Origin of the sequence: Pseudochrobactrum kiredjianiae (genome assembly GCF_030362795.1) — a bacterium.
GTDB lineage: Bacteria > Pseudomonadota > Alphaproteobacteria > Rhizobiales > Rhizobiaceae > Pseudochrobactrum > Pseudochrobactrum kiredjianiae.
On record NZ_JAUCBM010000001.1, the window covers coordinates 1,095,114 to 1,110,073 of the forward strand.

Sequence of the window (14,960 nt, forward strand, 5' to 3'; positions counted from 1 at the left end):
TAGCTATGCAACTATTTAATTTGAAAATTAATCAAGTTTATCGGCAATTATTCTGGCTTGAGTTACAAAAGACGAAAACTCCTGCGAGCCGAGTTTGGCTTTCAAGGCCGCAGTGACGTCTTGACTGGCTTGGTTTAGTCTGTCTTTCAACAACTGTGCAGCGGCAGTTGGATGGATTTCGCATTCGCGCCCGTCCTTAGGAGAGCTGCGTCGTTCCAGAAATTTACGTGTTTCCAGCGTATCAATTGTACGGGTAGCCGTTGCCCGTGCAATATTCAAAGTTGCGGCAAGCTCACTTTGTAATATCGCTGGACGCGCAAGAGTGACACGCAGCATAAAGGCTTGAGATGGCGTCAGATCAAATGGTTTGAATGCCTTTGACCAAATGCGATCCAGCTGTCTACTCAGTGCTGCTGTGTTGAAATAAATACAGCTATCAAACATGATATATACGCTAACACAACCTAGTTGCGTATGCAACTAGGTTGTGTTCTATCATTCAGTTACGGTTATATGAAATTATTGCCGTTCACGCTCAATGGCACGCCAGCCGATATCTTTACGGCAGAAGCCTTCCGGCCAGTCGATTTTGGAAACAGCCTGATAGGCTTTTGCCTGTGCCTCGGAAACTGTTTTACCGGTGGCGGTAACATTGAGAACGCGACCGCCATTGGCTAGCAAGTCGCCGTCTTTATGCTCGGTTCCGGCGTGAAACACCTTCACATCCGGCAGAGCATCGGCCTCTTCAACACCCTTGATGACTGTGCCTTTGCGCGGGGAGGCCGGATAGCCTTCTGCTGCCATAACAACAGTGAGGGCTGCCTCATCGCTCCAGCGGATTGAAAGCTGGTTCAGCATATTATTGGCCGCTGCCAGCATAATCACCAGCAGGTCGTCTTTGAGGCGGGTCATCAGCACCTGACATTCAGGGTCGCCGAAACGTGTGTTATATTCGATGAGTTTCGGGCCGTCTTTGCCGATCATAAGGCCGGCAAACAACACGCCGCTGAAAGGTGCGCCGATTTCAGCCATGCCACGCATGGTTGGCTCAATCAGTTCCCTCATCACGCGTGCCGTCATGGCTTCATCCATGATCGGGGCAGGGGAATAGGCGCCCATACCGCCGGTATTGGCGCCGGTATCGCCGTCGCCGACACGCTTGTGATCCTGTGCGCTGCCGAAAGGCAAAGCGGTTGTGCCATCGCAAATGCAGAAGAAGCTGGCTTCTTCACCATCGAGAAACTCTTCAACCACAACTTCGGCACCGGCATCGCCGAAATGACCTTCGAAACAGGCATCCACGGCATCCAGCGCGTCTTCCAAAGTCATAGCAACAACCACGCCTTTGCCTGCGGCCAGACCATCGGCTTTAACGACAATCGGCGCACCCTGTTCACGGATATAAGCCTTGGCCTTTGGGGCATTGTTGAAGCGACCATAGCTGCCGGTCGGAATATCAAAGCGGGCGCAAAGATCTTTGGTGAAGCCTTTGGAGCCTTCCAGCTGTGCGGCGGCCTGTGAAGGGCCGAAGACTTTAATGCCGGCTTTCAGCAACGGGTCGGTAATGCCGGCGACCAGTGGTGCTTCAGGGCCGACAACGACCAGATCGATTTCAAAGCTGTGGCAGAAAGCAATCACGGCGTCATGATCGTCAATGTCGAGATCAATCAGTGTGGCATGATCTGCAATGCCCGGATTGCCCGGTGTGCAGTAGAGTGTGCCGAGCAGCGGGGAAGCTGCCAGTTTCCAGCTAAGAGCGTGTTCGCGGCCACCGGAGCCGATGAGCAGAACTTTAAGAGCTTCTGAGGAAGACGTGGTCACAGGCATTTCTCCATGATGTACTTCAGGCTTGGATGTGCTTCAGGCTTGCTCCTCCTTTACGAAATCGTTAGAGAATTTGAAAGCATTTATAAGAATGCAACTGCGAAAGGTTTGCATAAAATGGTTCAGGTTCAGGCACGCGGCCAAACAGGCAAAGTTATGGACGCTCCGTCCGGCCATTGGGTCTATCGTTTGCTGCCGCCGAGCCTGTGGCCTTATGCACAGCTTGCGCGTTGGGATCGGCCGATTGGCTGGCAATTGCTGCTCTGGCCATGTCTGTGGTCTGCGGCGATGGTTGCGAGTGCCGGTGCGAAAGCAGGCGATGATGTCTGGACGGTTTTACCGTCCCTTTGGCATTTGCTGCTATTTCTGATTGGTGCCATTGCCATGCGCGGTGCAGGCTGCACGCTCAATGATCTGGCCGATCAGGATATTGACGATCAGGTTGCGCGTACGCGTTCCCGTCCGCTGCCGTCCGGTCAGGTGAGCCGCAAACAGGCATGGGTGTTTTTAGGTCTGCAATGTCTGGTCGGGCTTGCTGTAGTGTTGCAATTCAACTGGTTCACGGTTGCGTTGAGCTTTGCATCGCTGGTGATTGTTGCTGCCTATCCGTTTATGAAGCGCATTACCGACTGGCCACAACTGGTGCTGGGCATGGCTTTCTCATGGGGTGCATTGGTGGCATGGTCGGCGCAGGCTGGTTCTTTGTCGCTGGCGCCGGTGCTGCTCTATGTTGGCGCGATCATGTGGACGATTGGCTATGACACGATCTATGCACATCAGGACAAAGAAGACGATGCGCTGGTTGGTGTGCGCTCAACGGCGCGGCTATTCGGCTCGAAAACCAAACCGGCACTGATGCTGCTCTATGGCGGCGCGTTGATTTGTTTTGCTTGGGCCTTTGCTTCAGCTGAAGTGCCGATGCCGGCACTCGCTGGTTTGCTGGCCGCCGGTGTGCATCTGTATCGCCAGATCATCGTGCTGGATATTGATAATCCTGAACAGTGCCTGCGTCTGTTCCGCTCTAACAATATTGTCGGCTGGCTGATTTTTGCCGGTCTGGTGCTTGGCTCCCTGTGGGTGGTAATCAAACCAGTGATTTGATCCAAGTCATATTCGCAAATAAAAAAGCCGCGTCTCAGACGCGGCTTTTTTATTATTTATGGATAGAATTTCTGAGTTGTCCAATCGCCTTCCGGCGTATCGCGCTTGAAGATCAGGCGATCATGCAGACGGAACGGACGATCGTGCCAGAACTCAATATAGGTTGGCTTGATGCGGAAACCCGACCAGTGATCAGGACGGGGAATTTCACCGATTGCAAAGCGCGCAGTATATTCGGCAACAGCTTTTTCCAGTGCGAAGCGGCTTTCCAGCGGACGGGATTGTTTGGATGCCCATGCACCAATGCGGCTACCACGCGGGCGCGACTGGTAATAGACATCAGCTTCTTCAGCGCTTACCTGCTCAACTGGGCCGCGCACACGGATTTGACGGCGCAGGGATTTCCAATGGAAACACATGGCCGCTTTTCCGGCAGACAGAATTTCCTGCCCCTTCTGGCTTTCATAATTGGTATAGAAAACAAAGCCGTGTTCGTCGAAATCTTTCAGCAGAACCATACGCACATTTGGCAGGCCGCTTTCGTCGACTGTGGCAACAGCAACGGCATTCGGGTCGTTTGGTTCGGATTTGGTTGCATCCTGCATCCATTCTGCAAACAGGCGGAAAGGTTCGGTCGCAGCGGTGAAATCATCAGCGGATGTTGTCATATCGGTCTGTTCACTTGAATTTTAAAAGCAGAAGGCTTCGTCCGGTTTGGCCAAAGCGCTGCTATGATAGCCATCATTATAACATGCACACCTTACATGGCTGTCCGTGCTTGTGAAGTCCCGCAAATTTAATATTCTGCGAAAAACTGGCATAGAGTATCCGTTGTCGACTTCAGAAATATCTGCAAAAAACGCGAAAAATTATACTGCGATGCAAAGGATATGCGTAAACGCTCTGAATTGCTGTGCAACTGCTGGCCGGAGCCTTTGACGATGGGTAATGATTTGTTTACCCTTTGCACACACTGCTTGTTAACGCGGATTAGTTCATAACAAATGTCTGATTTACATTAATACGGGATGATCTTATACGATAGTTCCGTTTCCAGCCGGTCAGGACGATCATTTGCCAGTCACGAAGACGACAACAGAATTACGGAAAAATCACTTCTTGCAGTTGATGCAGGGTGTTTCATGCCGGTTTCTGGTGGTTGTTGGCACAGTTGCGCTATTGTCCGGTTGTGCAATGTCCGGCTTTGATCTTCAAAAAGCTGCGCCGGATAAAAATACCATTACCGGTTCGGTGAATAAGCAGCCTGCTGTTACTGAAGTCACGGATAGCAGCAGAGTGTCGGATCAGAATACGATCCGCAATGTCGTCTCGGCATTGAATTTTACCCAATGGGGCAAGACGCCTATTCCTTGGGCTAATCCCGATACTGGTAGCCAGGGCACAATCACCACGGTTGCTGAGAAGCAGACTGATGCCGGTCTTTGTCGCGAATTTCAAACCTCGCGTGAGGCTTTTGACGGCGCAGCGCTCTATCGCGGACAAGCCTGTATGGCGCAGGGTGGCGCGTGGGCGCTGACCTCTTTTGCCCAGCTCTGAGTGCCCAAACTGGTCTGAACCCTCTGATTTATAAAACTATTGTACTATTTCGCTGCGCGTCTCTGGAAAAATTGCGTGCTGATACGCATATTGCATAGGAACAGCATGCCGGTATCTATCCCAGATGGCTGTCGCTTTTCATAAAGCAGATCAGTTATTTAATCTTTCGGATAAGTGCGCCGGATGCGCTATGATTTGGTACAATTGACTGGTGATTCCCGTTTTGCAATCACCACAACGATAAAGGAATACTATGCGCGATCCCTACAGCGTATTGGGCGTCGCTAAAACGGCGAAGCCTGAAGAAATAAAATCTGCTTTTCGTAAACTGGCCAAGAAATATCACCCTGACCAAAATCAGGATGATCCGAAGGCGCAGGAGAAATTTGCCGAAATTAATCAGGCCTATGAAATCGTCGGTGACAAAGACAAACGCGGCCAGTTCGACCGTGGTGAAATTGATGCGGAAGGTAAGCCTGCAGGTTTTGGCGGCCATGGATTTGGCGGGCATGGATTTGGCGGGCAGGGCTATGGCGGCCAGCAAGGTGATCCTTTCGCTGGTTTCCGGCGTGGTGGTTCCGGTGGCGGACAGGCTGGCGGTTTCCAGCAGGGTGGCTTTGATGGTGCAGAAGATATTCTGAGCAGCATTTTTGGTGGTAGTTTTGCAGGCGGCGGTCGTACACGCAGTCGCGCACCATCCAAAGCGCCGGATCTGAAGGCATCAATCGCTGTGACGCTCGAACAGGCTGCCGGTGCTGAAAAAGTTGAAGCTGTTTTTCCGAACGGTAAGAAACTGTCGATCAAACTGCCAGCCTATGTTGAAGACGGCCAGACCATTCGGCTCAAGGGGCAGGGGGAGACAATTCCCGGCGCCGTTGACGGCGATGCACTGGTGACGATCAACTTCAGGAAGCATCCGCGTTTCCGTTTGGACGGGCGCGATCTGCATCTTGATCTGCCGGTGCAGCTGAGCGATGCCGTGCTGGGTTCCCGTGCGGAAATTGAGACTTTGAACGGACGCGTGGCCGTGCGTATTCCGGCATGGTCAAGTTCGGATAAAATCCTGCGTCTGAAAGGCAAGGGCTTGCCGAATAAAACCGGAGATGCCGGCGATCTGTTTGTTCATATCCAGATTATGTTGCCGGAAGAAGGGGATGAGCAGCTCGAATCACTGCTGCGTTCCCGCGCTGGGTGATCTGCTATATTCGCGGATTGGCTGCGATTTTGTGCGCGCATAAAGGGCATGATTTGCATTGAAGAGCAAAATAAGGTGATTTGCGGGTGGAATCGCGCCCGCAAATACTGCTTCCTATTCTCGGGCAGAACCGTTACATAATAGAAACAATCAGCTTATATCTGCATTGAAACAGCCGCTTTCAAGGGGACGGAAGACAAAATTTACCGTCCTTGCTTGAAGCTGCCGCTGTGCTATGCGATAGGCAGCTATTCAGATGATATTTTTATGAGGTATGGTGCATGACCACCAAATCCGGTTTGTTGCAAGGAAAACGCGGGCTGATCTTGGGTCTGGCCAACAACCGCTCAATCGCTTGGGGTATTGCCAAGTCTGCACGGGATGCCGGCGCAGAGATTGCTTTGACCTATCAGGGCGATGCAATGAAAAAACGCGTCGAGCCACTCGCCGCTGAATTGGACGCACTGCTTTGCGGCCATTGCGATGTGACTGATGATGCGTCCATGGATGCAGTTTTTGCTTTGATCGAAAAAGAATGGGGCAAGCTGGACTTCCTCGTTCACGCCATTGGTTTCTCCGATAAGGATGAACTGACCGGCCGTTATGTCGATACGTCGGCAGAAAATTTCACCAATACAATGCTGATCTCGGTTTATTCCTTTACAGCGCTGGCCAAGCGCGCGGAAAAACTGATGACAGATGGCGGCTCTATGCTGACGCTCACCTATTATGGTGCAGAAAAAGTTATGCCGAACTACAATGTCATGGGCGTTGCTAAGGCTGCTCTTGAAGCCAGCGTTAAATATCTGGCCGTTGATCTTGGTCCGCAGAATATTCGTGTTAACGCGATTTCCGCTGGTCCGATCAAGACTTTGGCAGCTTCAGGCATCGGCGATTTCCGCTATATTCTGAAATGGAATGAGTATAACGCACCACTGCGTCGCACTGTGACCATTGATGAGGTTGGTGATTCCGGCCTGTATTTCCTCTCTGACCTGTCCCGCTCTGTAACCGGTGAAGTGCATCACGTTGACAGCGGCTATCATACGATTGGTATGAAGGCTGTGGATGCGCCGGATATTTCGGTCATTAAGGACTAAGGTGAATAATATGGCACGGGAAATCATTTACTTCTCGCGTCATGGCGAGACTGACTGGAATGTCTCGCAGCGTGTGCAGGGGCAGATGGACATTGATATCAATGCCCATGGCCGCACACAGGCTGACCGCAATGGCGATATGCTGAAATCGCTGATCGGAACCGCAGAAGGATTTGACTTTGTTGCAAGCCCTCTGCGCCGTACCCGTGAGACGATGGAGCGTATCCGCACCCGTATGGGGCTTGATCCGCTGGCCTACCGCACCGACCCTTTATTGATGGAAGTGCATTTTGGCGACTGGCAAGGTCACATGATGGAAGAGTTCGCTGCTGCCGGTGTCGGTAATGCAGGGCTCTTGCAGCAGCGTGAGTGTGATAAGTGGAATTTTATACCGCCGGGTGAACATGCTGAAAGCTATATGGGACTTTCAAAACGTATTGCTCAATGGCTTGAAACGGTTCAGGGCAAGACGGTTTGCGTTACCCATGGCGGTTGTATCCGTACGCTGTTCTATCTGATTGAGGGTATGAGCGGTCAGGATGCAGCGCATCTCTCTGTGCCGCAGGACAAGCTCTTAAAGCTTGAAAATAATCGCCTTGAGTGGGTTTAACTCAATTAGAGCGCCGTGCGCCCTCTTGGGCGCACAAAGGTCGCTCTAAAATTTTATATTTACAGCATAATTTCACCTTAAACTGATTCAAGTTTAAGGAATTATGCTGTAAAAAAAGCGCCGTTTCCGGCGCTTTTTTTATGCTTGCAATCGGGGCAGATCAGCCACCGTCTGCTTCGTCTATATTGCTGATATAGCGAACATTATCAACGAGGTCATAGGTGATAATAACCTTCATGCCTTTTTCGATGGCGCTATAGTCGAACTCTCCGGGCAAACGGTAATCCTTGCCGTTATCCAGCGTAATGGATTCTGCATCTTCATTGATTTTTGTGATTTTGCCCTCAGCATCATCTGCCAGAGCGGTTCCGGCAAAAAATGGTGTGAGTAACAATGTAAGAATGGCCAAAATACGCATGAGAGATCCTTGTGCGTGGTAAAATCCGTTGCTCAAAGCTGCAGGTTAATTATGGCATTTGAACGGCCTGCATAGCGAAAGCTGCTTTAGATGAAGGCTACAGCATAATTCCTTAAACTTGAAACAGTTTAAGGTAAAATCACGCTGTAAATATAAAATGTTAGAGCAACCTTTGTGCGCTCAAGAGGGCGCGCGGTGCTCTAGAACATATCAACGGATTTGTGCAGTATTTCAAACTTCGCGGCGCAGTTAAGCGGAATAGCGTTAATTGCGTTGGTTTTTTGTGTGCCGGTCTCTCTGCTGTTTGACCACTGCTTAAAAGACGAATAGAAACAGATCACCAATTTGAAATTAAAATGAACCGCACAGAACCGGTTCAATCTTGGGGTTTTCTATGTCGCATAACAGCTTTGGCCATCTTTTCCGTGTGACGACCTGGGGCGAAAGTCACGGTCCGGCACTCGGTTGCATTATTGATGGCTGCCCTCCGGGTATTCAATTCACCGAAGCTGAAATTCAGACCTATCTTGATAAGCGCAAGCCAGGTCAGTCGAAATATACCACGCAGCGTCGCGAACCGGATCAGGTACGGGTGCTGTCCGGTGTGCTCACCAGTGAAGATGGTGTGATGACCACGACCGGTACGCCGATTTCTATGATGATTGAGAACGTCGATCAGCGTTCCAAGGACTATGGCGAGATTGCCCGCCAATATCGTCCGGGTCATGCGGATTATGCTTACGATGTGAAATACGGCCTGCGTGATTATCGCGGCGGTGGTCGTTCTTCCGCGCGTGAGACCGCTGCTCGTGTGGCTGCCGGTGCCATTGCCCGCAAAGTTGTGCCGGGTCTGACCGTGCGCGCTGCATTGGTGGGGATGGGTATTCACAAGATTGATCGTTCCCGCTGGGATTGGGCAGAAGTGGATAATAATCCGTTCTTCACGCCGGATGCCGGTTCGGTCGAACTGTTTGCAGAATATCTGGATGGTATCCGCAAAAGCGGTTCATCTATCGGTGCGGTTATTGAGGTTGTGGTCGAAGGTGTGCCTGCCGGTATCGGTGCGCCGCTTTATGCCAAGCTGGATCAGGATATTGCTTCACATCTGATGTCGATCCCCGCCGTTAAAGGCGTGGAAATCGGCAATGGTTTTGAGGCTGCAACGCTGACCGGTGAGCAGAATGCCGATGAAATGCGCATTGATGCGGATGGTAATCCGGTGTTTCTGTCGAATAATGCCGGTGGTATTCTCGGCGGTATCGCAACCGGTGCGCCGATTGTTGCGCGTTTTGCCGTGAAGCCGACCTCGTCCATTCTCACCACGCGCCGTTCGATTGATGTGGATAAAAACGAGGTGGATGTGATGACCAAAGGCCGTCATGACCCTTGCGTTGGCATTCGCGCTGTGCCGATCGGCGAAGCTATGCTGGCCTGCGCGATTGCAGACCACTACCTCAGGCACCGCGGCCAAACTGGCCGCGTCTAAAATAATACGGTCAGACTGGCCGCGTCTGAGAGTTATCATCTAAGCTGGCCGCGTCTGATATTGGTGCGGCCAGACCAGTTATATGCGATGTCCATTCGGTAATATTATGGAGTGAAGCATGAGCTATAATCAGAAGCAGGTTGTTGATGCACTGCGCGCTTTTGAGCGCGGCGAAATCGTTGTTGTTATGGACGATGACGGGCGCGAAAATGAAGGCGATCTGATTGTGGCGGCGGTGCATTGCACGGCGGAGAAAATGGCGTTTATCGTGCGCTATACATCCGGCATTGTTTGCACACCGATGCCGAAAGAAGAGGCCAAGCGCCTTAACCTGACAGCAATGGTGGCAGAAAATGATGCGCCGCATTCTACTGCTTTCACTATTACCGTTGATTACAAACACGGCACGACAACCGGCATCTCTGCTGATGACCGCACGCTGACTGTGCGCAATCTTGCAAACCCGAATGCAGGGCCTGCCGATTTTGTGCGGCCAGGTCATATTTTTCCGCTCGTTGCCCGTGAAGGCGGGGTGCTGATGCGCTCCGGCCATACGGAAGCCGCTGTTGATTTGTGCAAGCTCGCCAATCTGCCGCCGGTTGGCGTGATCTGCGAACTGGTGAATGATGACGGCACCGTCATGCGCGGCCCTCAGGTTACCGATTTTGCCGAGAAACATGGCCTGCATCGCATTACTGTGGCTGATCTGATTGCCTATCGTCAGCGCAAGGAAACGCTGATTGTGCGCATGGGAGAAACTGAGGTGGAAACACTGGCCGGTCAGGCGCAGGCTTACACCTATCAGTTGCCATGGGAGCCGATGCAGCATGTGGCTCTAGTGTTCGGTGATATTCGCGATGGTGAGGATGTGCCGGTGCGTCTGCATCGTGAAGATGTACTGGCCGATACATTCGGCGCGAATTCCGGTCTTGATGCGGTTCTGAAGCGAATGGCCTCCGAGAAGCGTGGTGTGCTGGTTTATCTGCGTGAAGGCTCTGTGGGTGTGGGCAAAAGTGACAAGTCACGTCGCCATACCGAAAACCACGACAGGGAAGAGCATAAGGAAGCACAGGCGCGCGATGAAGAATGGCGCCAGATTGGGCTGGGCGCGCAGATTTTGAAAGATCTGGGTATCAGTTCCATCCGCCTGCTGGCTTCCAAAGAGCGCCATTATGTCGGGCTGGAAGGTTTCGGTATTAATATTCTTAAAACTGAAATCTTGTAACTTTATCCTGTTTGAATAAGCAGGCAGATACAGAGCACTATGGCAACCAGACTTTATTCGCATCCGGTTTTTCTTGAGCATCTCACACCAGCCGGACACCCTGAGCGTCCGGATCGGTTGCGCGCTTTATTCAGCGTGTTGGAAGGCTATGATTATTATGCGCTGGATCAGGTGGAAGCACCTGTTGCTGATGAGGGCGCTTTAAGTCTGGTGCATCCGGCATCCTATCTCAACCGGATTAAAGCACAGATTCCCGAGCCTCTGGATGAAGAACAACTGGCCTCAGGTGTGGTACAGCCAATTGTTAATGTCGGGCAAGATACCTATGTCAGCCCGCAAAGCTGGCAGGCCGTTCTCACTGCAACCGGCGCTGCACTGGCAGCGGTAGAGGGTGTTTTTAAAGGGCAGGCGGATAATATTTTCATCGCTTCTCGTCCACCCGGTCATCATGCGACGGCAGATACTGCGATGGGCTTTTGCATTGCCAATACTGCCGCCGTTGCTGCCCGCTATGCGCAGAGCCATTTTGGTGCGGAGCGTGTGGCGATTATTGATTGGGATGTTCATCACGGTAACGGCACACAGGATATTTTTGCTGCAGATAAGAGCGTATTCTTTGGCTCAACGCATCAGGCGCAACTTTATCCGGGTACCGGTTTGGTGAAGGAGACCGGTGTTGGTAATATTGTCAATGCGCCTTTGCTGGCCGATAGCGGCAGTCGCGAATTTCGTGAAGCATTTTCAACGCGTATTTTACCGGCGCTGGATAATTTTCGTCCCGATCTGATCTTGATTTCAGCGGGCTTTGATGGTCATTATCTTGACCCGTTAGCTCAACTTAATTTGACCGAAGCCGACTATGATTGGGCGACAGGGCAGGTGATGGAGCGCGCCGACCGGTTCTGCAATAACCGGCTGATCAGTTTTCTTGAAGGCGGATATGATTTGCAGGGCTTGTCCTTTTCCGCCGCAGCGCATATTACGCGTTTGATGAAAGGATAAATTATGACCGAGCCGAACACCACCGGACAAGCTTCCAATGACGATATTGCTGTGATGAGCTTTGAGCAGGCACTCAAACAGCTGGAAACAATTGTTGATGATCTGGAACGCGGTGATGTGCCTCTGGAAAAATCGATCATGATTTATGAGCGTGGCGAAGCACTGAAAAATCATTGCGAGAAATTGCTGCAATCGGCAGAGGATAAGGTTGAGAAGATCAAGCTCAACCGCGATGGTCAGCCAACCGGCACAGAGCCGCTCGATCCGGAATAAATCTTTTCAAAATGGTTTCATTTCTCATGCCTCATCCTCACCGATGAGGCATTGTTGTCTTATGAGAGATTTTTAAGAGGGACCCAGCCTTCATTGCCATCCTGCGAGCGGCACCATGCCCAGCCATGGGTGGTGTCAAAACTCTCCAGCACTTGTCCTGTCACACAGGATAGCTCCATTGCTGAATAATCTTTCTTGGCGAAACAACCTTCAGCTGTACGGCTGGCCAATGTTTCGGGAATCCAGCCGGTTTTGCCTTGTGTATTGATTGCCCAGAGCCACAAATGCCCGTCCCAATCATATTCTTCCCCAGATAGCTCCAAGACATCGCCTTGTTTAACGCTGATCGGATCAGGATAGCTGGCTTCGTGGTCTGCGGTCACGGTTCTGCGGATCATGATTGTTTACTTATAAAAGAGAGCGGAAAAAAGCGCTGAAATAATAAGGTCCTGCCCCCCAAACCAGTGTCCAGAGCGCTGCGCCGATAATATTGGCGGTGACAAATTTGAGCCAGTGCATTTTTAAAGTACCGGCCATTATACCGTTTAATTGCCGCAGAATGGCAAAAAACCGCGCGGTGATGACAATGCCGCTGCCGTATTTCTCAAACAGAGCTTCAAATCGCTCTAACCGCTCTGGCGTGAGTTTCATGTAAGGGCCAAAGCGGAGCAGGATTTTACGCCCGCCGAAGTGACCAATCAGATAGCCGGTGCTGTCGCCGAGAATAGCGGCGAGAAAAACAGCAATAAGCATCATCGGTAAAGATAAGGTTCCCTGCTGCGCCAGCAGTGAAGCGGCAATCAGAAGAGACTCTCCGGGCACCGGTGCGCCGAAGCTTTCAAAATAAATAATGATAAACAGCGCAATTGAGCCATAGGTGGCAATATATGGCTCAATCCAATGCATGCTGCTGGTCGCTTTGTTCTATCGTATTTGCTTTTTGCCACTGACTGCGTGGTACAAAAACAGTACCACCACAGCGCCGATAACAGAAACAATCAGGCTGTAAATATTGAGGCCGGTGACACCAGCCGCGCCGAAGAAATTAAAAATAACGCCGCCGATAACGGCGCCGACAATGCCGAGGACAATATCCATCAACATGCCCTGACCGCTTTTATTGACAATTTTGCTGCCGATAAAACCGGCAATGAGACCGAGAATAATCCAGCTGATCACTGACATTGTTGTTTCTCCGTGTCGCAAAAGCATTTTACAGTCTGGTGCAGATTTGAAGACTGCAAACATGCATAAATGATAAGGAACAGAGCAAATACTGCCGGTAAATATCTGACGTTTCGCTCTGGAAACTCTGCAAAACGCTCCCATATCAATGCATATTTGGCAAGTGGCAATCTTGCCAAGATGCTCTTTTTACGTAAAGCTGAGTATTATCCGGCATTTTGCAGGTTTGGAGGAAGTATAAAATGGGCCTTTTTGGTGGTGACTCTTCTAATAACGAACCGGTACCGGGCGGCAGCCTGACCAAACCGGTTCTCATTGCATTGGGTGCATTGCTTGTCGGTCGCATGTTTAGCGGCAAATCCGATGAAAAAGAGCAGGCACAGGTACCGGATCAGGCATCAACCGGTGGCGGTCTTGGCGATCTGCTGGGCGGATTGCTTGGCGGCGGACAGGCTGCAAATCATCAGCAGGATAATGCACAGGCCGGTGGCCTTGGCGGCTTAGGCGGCGTACTGGGTGGTTTGTTGGGCGGCGTATTGAGCGGCAGCTCTGCCGGACAAGCGGCACCAAATGCCGGTAGTGGTGGTTTGGGCGGCGGCTTGGGTGGCTTGCTTGAGCAGCTGACACAGGCCGGCCATGCCGATAAGGTTGAAAGCTGGGTAGGCGGTGGCAACAATGCGCCGATTGAACCGGATCAGCTCGGCAATGCGATCGGCAAAAACACAATTTCGGATATTGCCCGTCAAACGGGTGTCAATGAACAGGATTTGCTGGCGGAACTTTCTGCGGCGCTCCCGGGCATTGTGGATAAGCTGACCGCTAATGGTCAGGTGCCTGATATGCAGCAATTGCTGAAAATGCTCGGCCAGAAATAAGCATTCAGTGACGGCTGACTGATTTGTGATGGGATGTTGGGAAGCAAAGTTCCGAACATCCCATTTTTATGATATGTTGGTTTACGTTATTAGAGCGCTATGTGCCAGACTTGGGCGCACGGCGCTCTGGTGTCGGATATTTCTGAAAGGGCAGCTTTGTGAGTTTTTTTCCTGGTCAGGATCCGGTTCCCGGTGATCTTCAGTCAATTGATGCCATTGAGACTTTGATTATTCCGCGCACCAGCGAAGTGGGCGGTTTGCAAGTTCGCCGTGCTTTGCCGACGTCCAAGCGCCGTCTTGTCGGGCCTTTCATTTTCTTTGACCGGATGGGGCCTGCTTTATTACGAGCAGGCGAGGCGCTGGATGTTGCACCGCATCCGCATATCGGTCTTTCAACAGTAACGTATTTGCTGGATGGGAATATTCGTCATCGCGATAGTCTCGGCACTGAGCAGGTGATTAATCCGGGTGAAGTCAATCTGATGACAGCGGGGCGCGGGATTGTGCACTCAGAGCGCACACCAGAGGAAATGCGTGGGTCACCGCTTGGAATTTCCGGTGTGCAGACATGGGTTGCATTGCCGGAGCGTTATGAAAATATGGCGCCGGAGTTCAGCAATCATACGGTGCAGAAACTGCCGTGGCTGCAGGAAAAAGAATTCCGCATGCGCCTGATGATTGGCGACATGCACGGGCTGAAGTCCAATGTGCCGGCTTATAGTGACACGCTTTATGCGGATGTTTTCATCGAGGCTGGCGGGAAGTTTTATTTACCTGCCGTGCAGGAAGAACGCGCGATTTATATCTTAAGCGGTGCAGTTCGTATTGCCGGTGAAGTGTTTACAGATAATCAGTTGCTGGCCTTCCGGCAGGGCGATGATATTGTGATTGAAGCTGTGCCGCAGAATTTTGCCGGTGAGGGCGCACAGATCATGGTTTTCGGTGGTGAGACAATGGATAGCCGCCGCTATATCTGGTGGAATTTCGTTTCATCATCAAAAGAACGTATTGAACAGGCAAAAGAAGAGTGGCGTAGCCGCCGCTTTGATATTGTTCCGGGGGATGCGGAGGAATTTATCCCGCTCCCTGAATAACTATTTGAAATAGTT

General features: G+C 51.3%; 18 protein-coding genes. 11 read left to right on the forward strand and 7 right to left on the reverse strand.

The window, feature by feature from the left end:
• Window positions 1-27: 27 nt before the first annotated feature.
• Window positions 28-444 carry a MarR family winged helix-turn-helix transcriptional regulator gene (locus QUF18_RS04795; RefSeq protein WP_289385715.1) on the reverse strand — a complete coding sequence of 139 codons (417 nt, stop codon included), beginning with the start codon at window positions 442-444 and terminating at the stop codon, window positions 28-30.
• Between the two features lie 75 nt (window positions 445-519).
• Window positions 520-1,821, reverse strand: a complete 1,302-nt coding sequence (gene purD / locus QUF18_RS04800; RefSeq protein WP_289385717.1) for a phosphoribosylamine--glycine ligase — start codon at window positions 1,819-1,821, stop codon at window positions 520-522.
• A gap of 120 nt (window positions 1,822-1,941) precedes the next feature.
• Between purD and ubiA the strand changes: the two genes are divergently transcribed.
• Window positions 1,942-2,925 (forward strand): 4-hydroxybenzoate octaprenyltransferase, encoded by a 984-nt coding sequence (gene ubiA / locus QUF18_RS04805; protein WP_289385719.1) that lies wholly within the window; start codon window positions 1,942-1,944, stop codon window positions 2,923-2,925.
• A gap of 56 nt (window positions 2,926-2,981) precedes the next feature.
• On the opposite strand, the gene pdxH is transcribed toward ubiA, so the two are convergent.
• A complete protein-coding gene (gene pdxH, locus QUF18_RS04810) occupies window positions 2,982-3,593 on the reverse strand; it encodes a pyridoxamine 5'-phosphate oxidase (protein ID WP_289385721.1) in 612 nt (203 codons plus the stop codon).
• A 460-nt stretch (window positions 3,594-4,053) separates the two neighbouring features.
• On the opposite strand from pdxH, the gene QUF18_RS04815 reads away from it, so the two are divergent.
• The 4 genes from QUF18_RS04815 to QUF18_RS04830 all read left to right on the forward strand — a co-directional run bounded on the left by QUF18_RS04815 (window position 4,054) and on the right by QUF18_RS04830 (window position 7,387).
• Entirely contained in the window at window positions 4,054-4,482 is a 429-nt protein-coding gene (locus tag QUF18_RS04815) for an RT0821/Lpp0805 family surface protein (RefSeq protein WP_353074486.1), read from the forward strand.
• 253 nt (window positions 4,483-4,735) lie between these two features.
• Window positions 4,736-5,677, forward strand: a complete 942-nt coding sequence (locus tag QUF18_RS04820) for a DnaJ C-terminal domain-containing protein (protein WP_289385725.1) — start codon at window positions 4,736-4,738, stop codon at window positions 5,675-5,677.
• Window positions 5,678-5,958: 281 nt separating this feature from the next.
• Window positions 5,959-6,777 (forward strand): enoyl-ACP reductase FabI, encoded by an 819-nt coding sequence (gene fabI, locus QUF18_RS04825; RefSeq protein WP_289385728.1) that lies wholly within the window; start codon window positions 5,959-5,961, stop codon window positions 6,775-6,777.
• Window positions 6,778-6,787: 10 nt separating this feature from the next.
• A complete protein-coding gene (locus QUF18_RS04830; protein ID WP_289385730.1) occupies window positions 6,788-7,387 on the forward strand; it encodes a histidine phosphatase family protein in 600 nt (199 codons plus the stop codon).
• Window positions 7,388-7,547: 160 nt separating this feature from the next.
• On the opposite strand, the gene QUF18_RS04835 is transcribed toward QUF18_RS04830, so the two are convergent.
• Window positions 7,548-7,805, reverse strand: coding sequence for a DUF1344 domain-containing protein (locus QUF18_RS04835; RefSeq protein WP_289385732.1), 258 nt, complete (start codon window positions 7,803-7,805; stop codon window positions 7,548-7,550).
• Window positions 7,806-8,199: 394 nt separating this feature from the next.
• Between QUF18_RS04835 and aroC the strand changes: the two genes are divergently transcribed.
• The 4 genes from aroC (at window position 8,200) to QUF18_RS04855 (ending at window position 11,791) form a co-directional block, all read left to right on the forward strand.
• The gene (gene aroC / locus QUF18_RS04840) at window positions 8,200-9,291 is read left to right on the forward strand and encodes a chorismate synthase (RefSeq protein WP_289385734.1); all 1,092 of its coding nucleotides are present in this window, start codon (window positions 8,200-8,202) and stop codon (window positions 9,289-9,291) included.
• Window positions 9,292-9,409: 118 nt separating this feature from the next.
• Window positions 9,410-10,516, forward strand: coding sequence for a 3,4-dihydroxy-2-butanone-4-phosphate synthase (ribB, locus tag QUF18_RS04845; RefSeq protein ID WP_289385737.1), 1,107 nt, complete (start codon window positions 9,410-9,412; stop codon window positions 10,514-10,516).
• A gap of 39 nt (window positions 10,517-10,555) precedes the next feature.
• A complete protein-coding gene (locus QUF18_RS04850) occupies window positions 10,556-11,518 on the forward strand; it encodes a histone deacetylase family protein (protein ID WP_289385739.1) in 963 nt (320 codons plus the stop codon).
• A gap of 3 nt (window positions 11,519-11,521) precedes the next feature.
• Window positions 11,522-11,791: an exodeoxyribonuclease VII small subunit gene (locus QUF18_RS04855; RefSeq protein WP_289385741.1), complete on the forward strand. Its 270-nt coding sequence runs from the start codon at window positions 11,522-11,524 to the stop codon at window positions 11,789-11,791.
• A gap of 59 nt (window positions 11,792-11,850) precedes the next feature.
• On the opposite strand, the gene QUF18_RS04860 is transcribed toward QUF18_RS04855, so the two are convergent.
• From QUF18_RS04860 to QUF18_RS04870, 3 genes are read right to left on the reverse strand one after another with little or no spacing between them, the layout of a single operon-like run.
• Window positions 11,851-12,189, reverse strand: a complete 339-nt coding sequence (locus QUF18_RS04860) for an SH3 domain-containing protein (RefSeq protein WP_289385742.1) — start codon at window positions 12,187-12,189, stop codon at window positions 11,851-11,853.
• Window positions 12,190-12,199: 10 nt separating this feature from the next.
• On the reverse strand, window positions 12,200-12,697 hold the full coding sequence (locus QUF18_RS04865) for a DedA family protein (RefSeq protein ID WP_289385744.1): 498 nt from the start codon (window positions 12,695-12,697) through the stop codon (window positions 12,200-12,202).
• 18 nt (window positions 12,698-12,715) lie between these two features.
• Window positions 12,716-12,976, reverse strand: a complete 261-nt coding sequence (locus QUF18_RS04870; protein ID WP_289385746.1) for a GlsB/YeaQ/YmgE family stress response membrane protein — start codon at window positions 12,974-12,976, stop codon at window positions 12,716-12,718.
• Between the two features lie 242 nt (window positions 12,977-13,218).
• Here QUF18_RS04870 and QUF18_RS04875 point away from each other — a divergent pair, with 242 nt between their 5' ends.
• Both QUF18_RS04875 and QUF18_RS04880 read left to right on the forward strand, forming a co-directional pair.
• Window positions 13,219-13,851, forward strand: coding sequence for a YidB family protein (locus tag QUF18_RS04875; RefSeq protein WP_289385748.1), 633 nt, complete (start codon window positions 13,219-13,221; stop codon window positions 13,849-13,851).
• A gap of 158 nt (window positions 13,852-14,009) precedes the next feature.
• Window positions 14,010-14,945, forward strand: a complete 936-nt coding sequence (locus QUF18_RS04880) for a pirin family protein (protein WP_289385749.1) — start codon at window positions 14,010-14,012, stop codon at window positions 14,943-14,945.
• The last annotated feature ends 15 nt before the right edge of the window (window positions 14,946-14,960 follow it).

Excerpts from the sequence above, each read along its gene's own strand:
- QUF18_RS04795 (WP_289385715.1), bottom strand. The coding sequence starts at position 444 with ATGTTTGATAGCTGTATTTATTTCAACACAGCAGCACTGAGTAGACAG.
- ubiA (WP_289385719.1), top strand. The coding sequence starts at position 1,942 with ATGGTTCAGGTTCAGGCACGCGGCCAAACAGGCAAAGTTATGGACGCT.
- pdxH (WP_289385721.1), bottom strand. The coding sequence starts at position 3,593 with ATGACAACATCCGCTGATGATTTCACCGCTGCGACCGAACCTTTCCGC.
- QUF18_RS04815 (WP_353074486.1), top strand. The coding sequence starts at position 4,054 with ATGCAGGGTGTTTCATGCCGGTTTCTGGTGGTTGTTGGCACAGTTGCG.
- QUF18_RS04820 (WP_289385725.1), top strand. The coding sequence starts at position 4,736 with ATGCGCGATCCCTACAGCGTATTGGGCGTCGCTAAAACGGCGAAGCCT.
- fabI (WP_289385728.1), top strand. The coding sequence starts at position 5,959 with ATGACCACCAAATCCGGTTTGTTGCAAGGAAAACGCGGGCTGATCTTG.
- QUF18_RS04830 (WP_289385730.1), top strand. The coding sequence starts at position 6,788 with ATGGCACGGGAAATCATTTACTTCTCGCGTCATGGCGAGACTGACTGG.
- QUF18_RS04835 (WP_289385732.1), bottom strand. The coding sequence starts at position 7,805 with ATGCGTATTTTGGCCATTCTTACATTGTTACTCACACCATTTTTTGCC.
- aroC (WP_289385734.1), top strand. The coding sequence starts at position 8,200 with ATGTCGCATAACAGCTTTGGCCATCTTTTCCGTGTGACGACCTGGGGC.
- ribB (WP_289385737.1), top strand. The coding sequence starts at position 9,410 with ATGAGCTATAATCAGAAGCAGGTTGTTGATGCACTGCGCGCTTTTGAG.
- QUF18_RS04850 (WP_289385739.1), top strand. The coding sequence starts at position 10,556 with ATGGCAACCAGACTTTATTCGCATCCGGTTTTTCTTGAGCATCTCACA.
- QUF18_RS04855 (WP_289385741.1), top strand. The coding sequence starts at position 11,522 with ATGACCGAGCCGAACACCACCGGACAAGCTTCCAATGACGATATTGCT.
- QUF18_RS04860 (WP_289385742.1), bottom strand. The coding sequence starts at position 12,189 with ATGATCCGCAGAACCGTGACCGCAGACCACGAAGCCAGCTATCCTGAT.
- QUF18_RS04865 (WP_289385744.1), bottom strand. The coding sequence starts at position 12,697 with ATGCATTGGATTGAGCCATATATTGCCACCTATGGCTCAATTGCGCTG.
- QUF18_RS04870 (WP_289385746.1), bottom strand. The coding sequence starts at position 12,976 with ATGTCAGTGATCAGCTGGATTATTCTCGGTCTCATTGCCGGTTTTATC.
- QUF18_RS04875 (WP_289385748.1), top strand. The coding sequence starts at position 13,219 with ATGGGCCTTTTTGGTGGTGACTCTTCTAATAACGAACCGGTACCGGGC.